The organism is Paenibacillus sp. LRG-1, from assembly GCF_057220305.1.
In genome coordinates, this window is record NZ_CM170126.1 from 3,030,188 (window position 1) to 3,044,184 (window position 13,997).

The 13,997-nt window shown below is 41.4% G+C and carries 9 protein-coding genes; all 9 read right to left on the minus strand.

Annotated features, from left to right (window positions below; all coding sequences use genetic code 11):
• Window positions 1–11: 11 nt before the first annotated feature.
• The 9 genes from ACUUJN_RS13260 to ACUUJN_RS13300 all read right to left on the minus strand — a co-directional run bounded on the left by ACUUJN_RS13260 (window position 12) and on the right by ACUUJN_RS13300 (window position 13,806).
• Window positions 12–662 (minus strand): response regulator, encoded by a 651-nt coding sequence (locus ACUUJN_RS13260; RefSeq protein ID WP_431087907.1) that lies wholly within the window; start codon window positions 660–662, stop codon window positions 12–14.
• Window positions 659–1,888 carry a sensor histidine kinase gene (locus ACUUJN_RS13265; RefSeq protein ID WP_484668550.1) on the minus strand — a complete coding sequence of 410 codons (1,230 nt, stop codon included), beginning with the start codon at window positions 1,886–1,888 and terminating at the stop codon, window positions 659–661. Before ACUUJN_RS13265 ends, ACUUJN_RS13260 begins: the two co-directional genes overlap by 4 nt.
• A 1,414-nt stretch (window positions 1,889–3,302) precedes the next feature.
• On the minus strand, window positions 3,303–4,301 hold the full coding sequence (locus ACUUJN_RS13270) for an SDR family NAD(P)-dependent oxidoreductase (RefSeq protein WP_484668551.1): 999 nt from the start codon (window positions 4,299–4,301) through the stop codon (window positions 3,303–3,305).
• Window positions 4,302–4,492: 191 nt separating this feature from the next.
• Window positions 4,493–6,919 carry a glycoside hydrolase family 2 TIM barrel-domain containing protein gene (locus ACUUJN_RS13275; protein ID WP_484668552.1) on the minus strand — a complete coding sequence of 809 codons (2,427 nt, stop codon included), beginning with the start codon at window positions 6,917–6,919 and terminating at the stop codon, window positions 4,493–4,495.
• A gap of 97 nt (window positions 6,920–7,016) precedes the next feature.
• A complete protein-coding gene (locus ACUUJN_RS13280) occupies window positions 7,017–8,087 on the minus strand; it encodes a helix-turn-helix domain-containing protein (protein ID WP_484668553.1) in 1,071 nt (356 codons plus the stop codon).
• A 420-nt stretch (window positions 8,088–8,507) separates the two neighbouring features.
• The gene (locus ACUUJN_RS13285) at window positions 8,508–9,269 is read right to left on the minus strand and encodes an SDR family oxidoreductase (RefSeq protein WP_076265063.1); all 762 of its coding nucleotides are present in this window, start codon (window positions 9,267–9,269) and stop codon (window positions 8,508–8,510) included.
• 133 nt (window positions 9,270–9,402) lie between these two features.
• Entirely contained in the window at window positions 9,403–9,597 is a 195-nt protein-coding gene (locus ACUUJN_RS13290; protein WP_484668554.1) for a hypothetical protein, read from the minus strand.
• Between the two features lie 873 nt (window positions 9,598–10,470).
• Window positions 10,471–11,877: an MFS transporter gene (locus ACUUJN_RS13295; RefSeq protein ID WP_484668555.1), complete on the minus strand. Its 1,407-nt coding sequence runs from the start codon at window positions 11,875–11,877 to the stop codon at window positions 10,471–10,473.
• Between the two features lie 669 nt (window positions 11,878–12,546).
• Window positions 12,547–13,806: a cytochrome P450 family protein gene (locus ACUUJN_RS13300; protein ID WP_484668556.1), complete on the minus strand. Its 1,260-nt coding sequence runs from the start codon at window positions 13,804–13,806 to the stop codon at window positions 12,547–12,549.
• Window positions 13,807–13,997: the final 191 nt, after the last annotated feature.

Consider the following 13,997-nt stretch of genomic DNA (forward strand, 5'->3'; position numbering starts at 1 on the left):
TATTTACCATTTTAACGATGCAGAATTCCTCGTTCCAGAGACACGGCTACCGCTTCGGATCGGGAATCGACACCGAGTTTATTGTAAATGTTCGTTAAATGTGCTTTCACAGTCCGCTCCGAAGTCCCCATGTCGAACGCAATTTCCTTGCTCCTAAGCCCCCGTGCAACGGACTGTAATATAATTCTTTCCTTCTCGGTCAGAATTGAAGTATCTTCCCGCTGCTCACTCTTGACCTCTCTCTCACTTGTTTTAGCAAAAACTCTTGCTGTAATTTCTGGCTGAAGAAGTGTCTCTCCCCTTAATGCAGATTCAATAGTCCGAAATAGATTCTCACGGCTGGTATCTTTTAATAAATATCCTTTTGCCCCCAAAGACAGTCCCTGGATCATTAAATCATCTTCGTTATAGGTAGTCAGGATAATAACTGGTGTGTCATTTTGTCTTTCTTTTAAAGCTTTCATTGTCTCCAACCCGCTCATTTGAGGCATATATAAATCCATTAGTATGACATCCGGCTGAAGTTCCTCAATCAGGGGAATAGCTGTTGCCCCATCTTCGGCTTCACCGACAACCTCGTAGCTGTCATTTGTCTCTAGAACAAGTTTTAGCCCTTCTCTAACCACCCAATGATCATCTACGATTAGTATTTTAAATTTCATGCTATGTCTCCTTTGGTAAGAGGTGCCTCTACTTTAATAGACGTACCTTCTTGAGCTGTGCTGTTGATCTGTATTGTTCCACCCAGTAGACGCGCACGCTCGTGAATGCCTATGAGTCCGTAATGTCCTGATCGTCTGGCGATGATATCCGGATTAAATCCTTTTCCATCATCACGGATCTCTATATAGATTTTACCTTGATTATCCAAAATATTGATCCCTACGTTCTTAGCATGCGAATGCTTGGCTACGTTCGTTAGACATTCACTTATGATGTGTAGCCCATGCTCAATCAACAACCTGGATACCGAAGATTTAATCTTGATGTCCAGTGCTGTTCGAATGCCAGTAGCCATCGTAAAACGCTGCGCTTCTTCCCGGACTGCATCCGCAAAGTCCACTTCCGAAGCCGATTTTGAACGCAGGTTATCTATAGCCCGGCGTGAGTCAGCCAAAGCCTTGCGTGCCTGGGACATGGACTGCTGAACGATTTCATGGGCTCTCTGTGAGCTGCCTTGTGTCAGATGGGCATCTACGGCTTCCAGCTGCATAATCAGGCCAGCAAGACCTTGAGCCAGTGTGTCATGCAGGTCCCGCGCCATGCGTTGCCGCTCGTTGGCTAACGTAAGCTCCTCCACTTTTTGATGTGCAAGTTCCAGCTCAGTAAGAAAGTTTTGGGTACGAATCCGCGCATTGACCTGCCTGTAGAAAAGATTAGCATATGCAGCTACGATAATAGCTATGAGAATGAGCAACGTAATAAACAGCACTGAGTTTTTGCTATCGTGACTCCATATAATGTAAGAACAAAAAAGAAGATAGAAACTAAAAAACAGCAACACAATTTTTTTCGCATGATAATAAACCCCTATGGTTTGACCGATTAAAGCCGGGATTAAACCAGTCAGCACAATCGGAAAGCTTTCAGGCAGGAGAAAGACGCTCGAAAAGATGATTCCTCCTTGAATAATAAAATAAAACCATGAGCAGTAGTATAGAACTTTACGAACATACCAGTACAAAAGTACGTGCAGAATCATGGCCAAAGAGAACAATATGCTTTGAAGCGGTAGTGGTGTATATATATTTTGAAAAATAATTCCCTCGCCATAGATCAGAGTGATCCATAATATAATCGGAACTCTGGATATGTTAAGCCGATCACTTTCGCTATTGTTTATCTTTAAGTCTACATCGTGGTCTTGATCATTGGATTCTTTACCCATAGTTCACCTCTTTATTACTTTGGTCCAACAGAAAATTCTGGAAATGAATAGCCATACAACTAACTTAGTTGCATACAAAAAAACCTTATATTTATATTTTATCATTTTGTAACATAGTTAAAAGTAAGTAAAACTGTGTCTCAAGCCATTTTACAAAATTATGGAGTTAAAAAAAACGTACGTATGGGCGAGCACGTGTGTACGTTTGGGCAAAATAGATGTATGTATGCTAAATATTCAATATTAATTATAAATTTCCCCATCTTCCTTTGTAAAAAAGCAAATATACCTTACTAAAGATGACTTTAATTATCATATATATTGGGATAACCAGCACGAGAATAATCACTGTCAAAGGGTGAACAAAGAAATGATATTCTCTTGTATTTGCTGGGTCAAAAGAATAACGATAAGTGACCAGATTGCCCAGATGCTGACTGGTTGAAGCCAATAATAACAAATGGATCGATGATAGAATTGCCCCGACAAAAGAAAAAAATCATAATCATTTCAATCAGAGTTAATATTAGTCATTAAAACAATTCCTCCTAGTTTTACTTTGGTTTCTCTTACTTATCTTAGATTAAATGCCGAAATAAAAAAATCGTACATAAAGGCATAGCTTCATGTACGATAGGGCAAATGATTATTTTAGAACCTACTGCTCATCCATACGGGATGGGTATTTTTTAAGATGCATTTCAGCCGGAACACTTATAGAATCACGCAGATGCTTAACATCGTTCATCGGTGACCGCCCAAACATGCGGGAAGGGCTCTCGTAACCAAGGCGAAAGCTCGCATCGACAGCATCTAATCCATTCGAAAGAAATAAGCGGCGTGCTGCCTGCGATCGGATAGCCTTTTAATGCTGTAGCGCTGATAGCCGTTACTTTTTTAAAATGTTTGTGCAAGATGGATAAACGGACATCAATTTATCGCAAATGCACATGGGTGCGCTTTCTAGCTCTTGCGGCGCTTTGATTAACTTGCCGGTCCTCATGGGCATAAACAGGTTTGAAAAGAGAGAACTGCTTAATGATCTTTATGTAAGCTACTCAAAAAGCCATCTAATCATAAAAGGTACCCTCCCATATTTTATGGGTTGCCTTTATAAATATTTCCGACACTGCGCCACATCATTGTTTTCGTCTGGAGCTGGTTGAACCTCGTAAGGAAGTCCTTACACAATGTTCTTTAAATACATTACGAGAACACCTATTGTATCCATGTAGTGACTTCCCTAATACCCATCCATGAAAAACAAAAAAACAACTTGGTTTTAATTCAAGTTGTTTTTTTGTTTTTTTAAACCGGCCGTTTTCAATCAGTGACAGTGATTGTAGCTTCATGGCGTCCGACTAGAAGTAACGACGATTCTTCCCATACAGCCAGACGAACAAGACTACCGAAATCAAGACCACTCATTAAGCGTGGCTATGGACACATAATCTTTTAATAGTTTCTCTGGAACTACCTTAATCAACTCTTCCATAGTCCATGGGACATCGTTTTTCTTTATCTCGTGCGTTGATACAGGATCTGAGTAAAGTGTAATCCGTCCGTTAGCTGTTACCGAAAATACCGCTCCACTTATATAGGCTGCTTCTTGGGTAGCCAAATAAGCTACGAATGGAGCCATATTTTCTGCTGGTCCGTGCGCCTCTTCGACTTCTTTCATCTTTGTCTCGTCAACTTTCATGGTGATGCCCTGAGCCTCCATCAACCCTCTCAGCGTAGCACCGAAGTTAACATGACCACGTGACGCGGCTTGTGGGCAAAATGCATTGCAGGTTACACCAAACTGATACAATTCCTTGGATGCCGCCTTGGTCAGACCGACAATCCCCGCGTTAGCAGCGCTATATGCCCCGAGCCCGGCTATTCCCACCCATGCATCGGAAGCAACATTTAAGATACGTCCGAACTTTTGCTTAATCATGTACGGTATGGCGTGGCTCATACAGTTGAATGCACCCTTGAGCTTGGGCACCGTCTGATAATCCCAGTCCGCCTCCGACGTATTTGTCAACATACCGAATCCTAAGCCTGCGGCGTTATTAACCAATATGTCAACCCTTCCAAACGCATCGACTGCAGTTTGAATCAACTTTCCAGCTGAGGTATAGTCAGACACATCTCCATAAAAGGGAACTGCCTCCCCCCCTTCTCTTATAATTTCGTTAGCGGTACTCTCAGCATCGCCGTTTAAAGTGAGAAGCTTTTCTCTTTCAGATTCATTGAACTGTTCGTCAAGTTCTTTCTTAAAGGAAGCTGCTCCAGTCGAGCCTGGTTTGCGGTTGTTGGTTACTACCTTGGCTCCTTCGCGAGCCAGCTTGAGAGCAATACCTCTACCTACCCCCTGTCCAGATCCTGTCACAATAGCTACTTTGCCTTCCAGTCTTTTAGTCATAATCGTTTCCTCTCTTTTCTAATGTTTTGATCCAACTTGCATTAGCAGACAAGTGTTTTCTCATTCGTTCGTAAGCATTCTAAGCGCTCCCTCCAGATAAAACGAATACTTAATTGTGACTACTGCTTAATTTGGAAATTGATAGCCCATTGCTCAGGACACCTTCATTTATTATCAGTACCCCAGTGGATCTAAATGTTATTGGTAGCCTCAATCCTAACCGTTTGGGCAATGCAGTCTTCCGTTTCAACAGTCACACAAATAATTCCACTTTTTGTTGGACGAATAACTGCAAGCGCTTTTCCATTAAACGTAGTGTGCGCCGTATCATAGTAATTTTCTTCTGTCATCGGATTTGCGCTTCCAAAGCCGAGTAACATACCTGCACCCTCTACCTTGACTGATACCTTACGATCAGCAAGTGATTTAATAATTCCTTTTTCATCAATCAGGGAAATATTAATGAATGCCAGATCGTTATCATCGACTGCAATCCAGGTACGGTCTACGTCTACCTGCAGGTTCACCTCATTGCTGGCAGACATCATTGAAAAACGTCCTGTTTCCTTTCCATCGATGTAAGCCACCGCGACAATCTCACCTGGTATATATACTGTATCAAACTCTGCTTTAAACGCATTGTCTTCACCGGTACCGGCTTTCCCAATAGATTTACAATTTACCAGAAGTTCTACTTCATCAGCATCTGAATACACCTCTACCTTTACAGGCTTACCTTCATACCCGTCCCAACTCCAACTTGAAATGGAATCACTCCAACTCCACGGTGTTGTAGTAGGCTTCTTCCCATAGTGTTCAGGACGCTGTACAGCAATGTAAGGCTGATTCCTTAGCCCAAATACGATTTCCCGATAGAATGAGATAGGACGGCGATTTCCAATTATGTCAATATCACCACAAACTGCAACTAGCCAAGGATAAGCACCAAACATACCCTCGCCTTTGCTGGTTTCGTCATATACTATTTTGCCAATCCCAACTTCTCCTAGATAATCCCAACCAGTCCATGTAAAATCGCCAATTACATGCCCGTTTTCTTTTACAAGTTTCCAGTTGTTGGCGATATCCTTGGGAAATGTTTCGGTACCGCAGATAATCCGGTTAGGAAAAAGTCCTTTATCTGTTACATATCTATTGTCCGCATAGTTATATCCTGCTATATCTACCGCTGCAAAGGATTCAGCAGTGGATTGGGTAACAACTTCCAAACTCTGAATATTTTTCATCATATCACTAGCATCTGCAATTAACGTATTTACATCACCTGTAGCGCTTCTGTTTTGCATTATTGATTGCAATTGACTCATTACAGAGACCATACCATTAATCGAATTGATTATATATCTGGTACTATCTAAGCTGCGAATTTTCTCTGTAAGTTTCCTGCCCCAGGCTGCACCATTTGCAGTACCGGTATCCGGGATTTCATTTCCAATAGAATACATAATTACACACGGATGGTTGAAATCTTTATCTACCATCGACTCGATGTCTTTTTCCCACCAGGTAGGGAAATTCAGTGCGTAATCATAATCACATTTATTCTGAGTCCATATATCAAAGCTTTCATCCATCACTAACATCCCCAAACGATCACATACTTGGAGCAAGGGTTTACTCATGGGATGGTGAGCACTGCGAATTGCATTGAATCCCGCCTCTTTTAGAATCTCAATCCGTCTCTCTTCGGCACGCTCAATAGCAACAGCGCCAATCACGCCATGATCATGATGTATACATGCACCACGAAGCTTAATAATTTCTCCGTTGATACGCAGACCATCTTCTGCATCTAGAGAGAGAGAACGGATCCCGAATGTATTCGTTTCTTCATCAATTAAATAGTCTCCGTCCATTACCTTACTTCTACACGTATACAGATAAGGGGTGCCCACATTCCATAACTTAGGCTGTTTTATATATAGGCGTTGGCGAATTCTAGCACTTTCATTATTAAAAGCAGTCAAAGGTGCTGTATCAGAAGCAACCGTATTGCCATCTGCATCTACAATTTCCGTGATAATCTTGGTAGACTGTGGATTCATACCTTCGTTTACCACAACTGTTGCTACTATAACACTCGCACGTTCACTTAAAATATCCGGGATTGTGATTTTCACTCCGTCAACCGCAATGTGAACCGAGTTTGAGACCATAATTTTAGTATTGCGATAGATCCCTGCCCCCGTGTACCAACGGGAATCATCGTTACTCCTTGCCACCACTTTAATTTCATTTTCCTCGCCGTATTTAAGGAAGCGATCTGCCTTAATATAAAAATTGCTGTATCCGTAAGGATGTTGTCCTGCAAAATCACCATTGATATACACCATTGCATTCATGTACACACCCTCGAACTCAAAGGTGACTCTTTTTTCTTTGTACTCTTCTGATACAAAAAATTTCTTTACATATTCAAATGTCCCATCAGGAAAATACCCTTTTTTATGTCCACTTGCTGTATGTTTCTTTCTTAGCTGAGTAATCACAGCATCGTGCGGTAGTGTGACTTTTTTAGGTGCTTCACCTGGAGTCATGTTAAAGAAACCTGTAGAGGGCCCAACAGTCCATCCATCGTTAAAAGAATTACGGATCATGTTCCTTCCACCCTTCAAGTAAGTCTTATCATATAGCTAATATAAAGGTAACAAAAAAAATAGAAGGAAGCATTGCCCCCTTCCGATGACTTTATTATCAAGTGTGCTCATTTCCGACTAATTCACTATCGGACCTTTTATTCTGCCTGTACTGTTCAGGAGTCATTTTGTGAAGGTTGTGAAATACATTATAAAAATGGTTACGATTTGTATAACCTATAGAATCTATTATTTTGGTAACGGACATACGAGTGTTCAGAAGCATGTCCTCTGCCTTTGCAAACTTAATTTTTCTTAAAAACTTTGAAAAGGTAAGCCCGGTGTGCTTTTTAATAAGCCTAGTGAAATAATCCTCTTGAAAATGAAAGCGACTGGTAAGGTCTTTTAAAGAAGTCTCTTTATAATTCTTTCTTATATACTCTTCTACATCCAAAAAAAGAAGATCATTCATTTTTTTTAGCTGAGTTTTAGTAAGGTTTACTTCAAAGTCCATTGTCAACACATGAAATATTCGAATCATGAGTCCTTTAACAATATAATTTGCCCCTTTTTTATTCCCACATTTTTCAGCGCAAACTTGGTCAATTAGTGGAAGGATAACATCCTTTTTACCTCTTGGTGAGAATTGTAGAAACTGTCTTAAATTTTTCTGCTTCAATAAGGCTTTTCTTATAAATTGTTGAACATTGCTGTTTTCTATTTCTGAAAGAAACATTTCGTCAAAAAAATCCTCTTTCATACATATAAATACAACGAAGTTATCCTGTTCTTTCACATAATCTGCATGTTCGCTGTTTCTGTCAATAATGACTACGCTTCCTTGATTAAAAGTATACTTTTGGCCACCAATCAGTTGACTCAATTCTCCCTTTACAATATAAGCGATTTCAATATAATCGTGGCGATGTATCTTTGACATGCCTGCATTTAATCTATCTTCAACATTTGCTGGTATAGGAGAACCAAAATTCAAAGAAAGTACCACCTTAGAGTCCGATGTGTTTCTCCATAAAATAATAGTAAAGGCTCCAATAAGACTAAGAACGGTTTCATTATCACTGTTAAGTATTATACGATCTTGAAAAGGGTAATGAACCATGAAATTTTCGTCCATTTTTGGAAATGAATTAGTAGCACTAAATACTTCATACTGTTTTAACAAATTCATAGTCCCCACCCCTTAGATAGTTGTAAACGGCTAACGTTAAGATGCATTGGTGTTACAGCTTTTGTTGAACTTGTATACATTAAGATATTTCGACCAAGTGAATTCTATTTTCTTAAAGATAACTAGTGGTATTTGCAACGCGATCTCGTACTTCAACATGTTTTCCGATGTGAACCTCTCACTCTCTTCTTGGAGTAACAATTGCCATATCTACAAAATCGACGTTGCCCGTCTTTCTCCCCTCTACAAGTAATAAAATGGATAGTTATTATTGTGTCATTAGAAAAGAATTGATATATAAATTTGATCTTACATATAAAGCCCTCACAACTATGGCTCAATTAATCAACGGTTAAATTTTCAATAACTTTAATACAAAAAGTATTATATAAAGATACATGCAAATTATATAAAAATAGATTAGAAACCTGCCGTCCAACCGGCGTCAGCGGCTATAACAGCACCGTTTACAAAGCTCGATTCATCTGAAGCCAGGAAAAGGGCTACTTTTGCAATTTCTTCTGCTTGTCCAACGCGAGGAATAACGCCCTGTGTAACCTTCGTTCGGGAAGCACCAAACTCATTCAAGTTGTTAATAGTGGAAACAATATTTGTAGCCGTCGCTCCTGGCGCAATTGCATTACATCGAATGCCCTTTTGAGCGTACATGAAACCCGTGTTTTTCGTAATTCCGATTACAGCATGTTTAGAAGCCGTATAAGCAACGCCCGCATGTGCACCACTGAAACCGCCCGTCGATGCCGTATTTATAATCACGCCTTTTCCTTTGTCTAGGAAGATCGGGATCGCTTTACGAATCACTCGCATAATACCTTTTGTATTAATATCAAAAATCAGATCCCATTTTTCATCGTTCACATCTCCTACAGCTGCCATGTTATCCATAATGCCGGCATTATTAACCAAAATATCGAGTGTTCCATATACTTTAACGGCTGTATCAATCATCACATTAATGTCATTCAAATCGGCAACGTTCGTTTTAACAGCTATTGCTTCGCCGCCATCTGATTTAATCCCCTTTGCAACCATTTTAGCCCCTTCAATATTGATGTCGGAGACGACAACCCTTGCTCCTTCTTTCGCATATAACTCTGCAATTGCTTTGCCCATGCCCGATGCAGAGCCTGTAACGACAGCTACTTTACCTTCTAAACGCATAAATAATCCCTCCGAACAGTTATTAAAATCTATATTTTGAAAAAATGATACATATCAGTACAACAGCGAAGATATTATCTTCAACTCTCTCAATCTAGTCCGGTTCTATAAATGCTAACTGCTCTGCGAGGCCTTACTCGCGGTATTTTGTCGCCATGTCTTCATTTTTGCCAACAAATTCAGCCCGATGCAACTGATCGAGCCTTTCACTTTTACCGGAATGTATCTTGTTCACTGCTTTCTCAGAGAATGTAGGTAAAAATTGAAGAAAATAATCAAAAAACTGATCTTTAAAAAAATGGAATTCCTTTTCTTCTCTTTTATTCAATTTCATTAACTCCCCTCTAACTTGTCAATCTTGAACCAGACTATGCAGTCGTTGTAGCGGTTACCGACCTGCCCAACCTCCTGCTCATAAGCATTTTTATTGACATCCTGCAACGGTGAATACTCCGAACCCATTTACGCCTGTGCATTTTCAAGTGGCTTCAACGGAAAGATGGAAAGCATAAGCTTGGTGCACTTTACCCACGCCTGTTCCATAGATGCCTTAGACTGTTTAACCTACAGTTGAATCGAATGGACCCATTCAAGCAATTATGCATCCTTTCTGTACGGTGTTATCCACTTCGACTACTATTTTCAAAACGCGTTCGTCGGCTTCAAATCCTCAGAAGTTTAATGAGCGGCCTGAAGCGTCCCGGACAGATTGTATTCCTTTGTTTGCAGCTACATTTGCACATTTTCAAATTTTTACTGATTGCCTGGAAGAAAGAATGATGCTTTCTTCCGACTCGTGCCGAACAACCGGACAAAATGAAGTCGCTGATTTTCCTTTTGCAGTTCGAACCATCTCCTTTTCCTTTTAGATGATATATCAGATAGCAAAATAAAAAACCGTACATAAGGGCAAACGCCTCATGTACGATTGGGCAACATAGGCGGTACTATTGATGCGGCCCATGTTCGCTACCAGCGACCTGGGTCTTGGTCTGTTCAAGAGTTGGATCTCTTATACGTTGATTATAACCAATGCAAAAGATTTTCAACTCAATACACCGAAATGTTTTTAGAAGATATACCTGCTTTTTTAAAGATACAAAAAATCATCGATTGGGACATCTCTGTAAAAAGAAAATATCCTGTTTATGTGGCTGGCAGATCATCAACAACTTGGTATTTTTAACTTACCTTGATTTTATTAAGCATTTTGTTTCCTGCGTTCTGCTAGGTCTTTCGCAATTTGCACCTGTTTTTCCTCTGTTAGATCAAACCAGGCCACAGATGCTGCAAATAGTAGAACAAAAGCCGGAATAACCCCCACTAACATTTTTAGACCCAATATTGTCTCGCTGCTTTGTTCTACTCCTGGTACATACCCAACCAAAGCCAGTGCTCCTGCAGTCAATGAGCCTGCAATAGCCGTAGCTATAGTAGTCATAACGCCTTGGATGGAACCCATGAATCCATTTACATTCATACCGGTCTTCCATTCGGTATAATCCATTGCAGCCGGCATCATTGTGCTCTGGGGTGGGGTAGAGATTCCCATAAAGAAACCGTCAATTGCCCTCAAAACAAGGAAAATGGTCACACCAGTGGAACTAGCAGGTACGAACATAATGGCAGCCGAGGTCACCACACTCATAATTACACTAGTAAGGATATTGGCTTTTATGCCAATCCGTTTCGTTATTGGAGCAGCTAACATGCTACCTATAATTGCTGGGACTAAACTGATGAACCCCATAGCCACTAATAGATTCTCATTATGGAAGTAATATTTTAAATAATCGATCATGATAGCATCTCTAATGCCTTTTGATAAAGTTATCGCCAAAACGTATACGTATATAATAACCGCCGCTTTATTTGTAAATGTAGCTAAGAACATCTCCTTCAGTGAATGTTTCTTTTCTTCCTTTTTAGGTTCTGCAATATATCTTTCTTTTAAGGACTTTACTTGAAAAACGGATGCCAATATACCAATAACAGCGATTGCTCCCATTAGCATTGAAAACCCTTTCGCGTCATTGCCGCCCCCTAAAGCTTTATACAGAGGCTGAGCGCCTAGCGATACAACAATTGCGCCTATCATGATGAAGAAAAATCCAATCTGTCCCATTGATATCCGGTCATCAACCCTTTTTGTAATGGCAGGACCGACTGCATTACCTGGTGCCTGTTGAGCTGCAGAAAATATACTGTATAGCAGATAGGTTACAGACACATATATTATCTTACCAGTAGGACTTAGGTTAAAATCAGTAAAGATTAACCACCCAAAAATAGCAGTAGGCACCCCTAGTAACATAAGCCATGGAACATATTTTCCCCAGGGGGTAATCACCTTGTCTATAAAAACCCCAAACAATGGTACTAAAACAGCGCTAATAATACGAGCAACCAGAAATAACCCTGCTACAAAGGCTGGACTGATCTTCATCACGTCCGTATAGAAAAAAAGCAAGAACATCGCAATCATTTGAGAATGGAGTGTCCCAATCCCCCCTCCGAGACTGGCAGCTACTTTCTCCCGGAAAGTAAGTTTTCTATCCTCTTCCTGAAGGATGCTATCGGATTGATTTTTAACTTCTGTTACCTGCATATATTATTCACCCACTACAGTTATTTTATTTTTCAAGCCTTTACTTTCACAGTTCAGTTACGTTGAAAGCCTCATCTAGCTGGTGGACGACCTAATCGTAACCCAAGACGGATCCTTCAACTCCTCTTTGTACGTTGAACCCAATGCATTACAGCTTGTGGTATGGAGTCCGTCAATACGACCACACTGATCAGCAATCCATTTGATGATAAGGTGACAGGAACCAATCAAAACCGAACCTTCCGGCACTGTCATCTCTATAGGCAACAAACAGGCACCCCAGTGGCGGTTTATGGGAGCTACATTCTTGTCTTATGATGAGCGCCATTTAAAGAGCGGAGCCAACATGAGTGGATCACGCGGTTCCAGAGTTCATCGTCCAGGTTCCAACAAACGGTAGTCATCCATAATGCCTTCATTGTTCACAAGGATGTCTACACCGCCGAACGCAACACCGGTCTTGTCCACCATCGATTGAAACTAGACGAGGAAACACCTGCTCCGCGAAGAGCAGGTGCCTCTTAATTTCCTTCGATACTAATGTCCACTTCACCCACCTTCGAAGACGAACTCCTTACCAGTCGACTTGTCCGATGCGAGGTACAGATAGCCGTACTTTTCATTTCGTCGGGTCTGCCCTTCACGCGATACATTAAATTCTTTCCCTCGCTAAAAAGAAACGGGCAGGGAGGTTAACCCTTGTGAGCTAAGCATGAAGTTCCAGGTGACGTTCTCCCGAGGGACGCTGAGTCGTAGGTTAGGCATGCGTCTCAGCAGGGTGGTAAACGCAATGTCTCCTTCCACGCGGGCCAGCGGCGCCCCTAAACACATATGGATGCCATGTCCAAAGGCGAGATGACGATTGATCTTGCGCGTAATATCCAGCTCCTCTGACTCTGTAAACTGGCGCTCATCCCGATTCGCTGATTTCAATACGGGAATGACCACATCCCCCTTCTTGATCTGCTGTCCGGCGAGCTCGATATCCTCAGTGGCAAAACGCGGCCCGGCGATTGTGGAAGGCCCATTGAAGCGTAGCAGTTCTTCGACAGCCGAAGGAACCAGACTAAGGTCGGATTTGAGCTTCTCAAGTTGGTCGGGATGATCCAGCAACATCAAAGTGCCGGTGGAGATCAAGTTTGAGGTTGTCTCATGTCCGGCAAAGATCAATAACTTGATCATCGAGAGCAGTTCTGCTTCAATGAGCCGATCCCCCTCTTCTTCTATAGCGATCAGTTGGCTGATCAAGTCATCAGCAGGATGCTGCCGTTTGTTGTCCACAAGTTGCGCGATATATTCACCGAAAGCTCGCAGATGCTCCGCAACCTCAGGCTTTTGTCTTCCCAGTCCGAGGCCGTGCGCGATCGCTGAAGACCAGACATGAATCTGTGCCCGGTCTGCTCGAGGTACCCCGATCATGTCGCAAATGACGTTAATTGGCAAGGGATAAGCATAGTCCTTGACGAGGTCCATCTCACCTTTTTTCTGTACCTGGTCGAGTAATTCATCAGCAATCTCTTGTACGCGAGGGCGTAAGCTTTCCATATATCTGGGAGTAAAAGCTTTGGACACCAACGTACGCAGCCGTCGATGATCGGGCTCATCGACAGAATTGATCGATTCGGTAAGAAAGTCAGGGGTAGCGGACGGGGCAGTATTGTCAGTTAGAGTTTGCTCGATGTCACTGTTGTCATTAATAGATCTTCGGTCTGCAGTAAAACGGGTATGATCTTTAAGCACCTGCATTGCCTCTTCCATACGAGTAACCATCCATGTTTGACGATCTGTTCCTCCTATCGGAAATGGTATAGGAACAACCGCTCCCATTGCTCGTATCTTTGCGAATAACGGAAATGGGTTCTCACCGCTTTCACCACTGAGCACGCTCAATACTTCTTTCTCTGGTACCGTTTGATTTGAATTATTCATGATGTTTACCTTCCCTTTCTAAAGGTGCTTTTATGAAAGTTATCTTTTACGTAAGTTATCTGCTTCATCCAATATTCTGATTACCTACAATGTTGTTTTCTAAAGTTTGCTCCAATTCTAAATCAGAAACACAATCCACCCTACTTCCTGAAGGAAACGGGAATACGACAGGAATCGAATATTGTCATAAT

Bases quoted from the DNA above. Each gene is read 5' to 3' on its own strand.
- ACUUJN_RS13270 (WP_484668551.1), bottom strand. From the start codon at position 4,301: ATGACTAAAAGACTGGAAGGCAAAGTAGCTATTGTGACAGGATCTGGA.
- ACUUJN_RS13260 (WP_431087907.1), bottom strand. From the start codon at position 662: ATGAAATTTAAAATACTAATCGTAGATGATCATTGGGTGGTTAGAGAA.
- ACUUJN_RS13265 (WP_484668550.1), bottom strand. From the start codon at position 1,888: ATGGGTAAAGAATCCAATGATCAAGACCACGATGTAGACTTAAAGATA.
- ACUUJN_RS13285 (WP_076265063.1), bottom strand. From the start codon at position 9,269: ATGCGTTTAGAAGGTAAAGTAGCTGTCGTTACAGGCTCTGCATCGGGC.
- ACUUJN_RS13300 (WP_484668556.1), bottom strand. From the start codon at position 13,806: ATGAATAATTCAAATCAAACGGTACCAGAGAAAGAAGTATTGAGCGTG.
- ACUUJN_RS13295 (WP_484668555.1), bottom strand. From the start codon at position 11,877: ATGCAGGTAACAGAAGTTAAAAATCAATCCGATAGCATCCTTCAGGAA.
- ACUUJN_RS13275 (WP_484668552.1), bottom strand. From the start codon at position 6,919: ATGATCCGTAATTCTTTTAACGATGGATGGACTGTTGGGCCCTCTACA.
- ACUUJN_RS13280 (WP_484668553.1), bottom strand. From the start codon at position 8,087: ATGAATTTGTTAAAACAGTATGAAGTATTTAGTGCTACTAATTCATTT.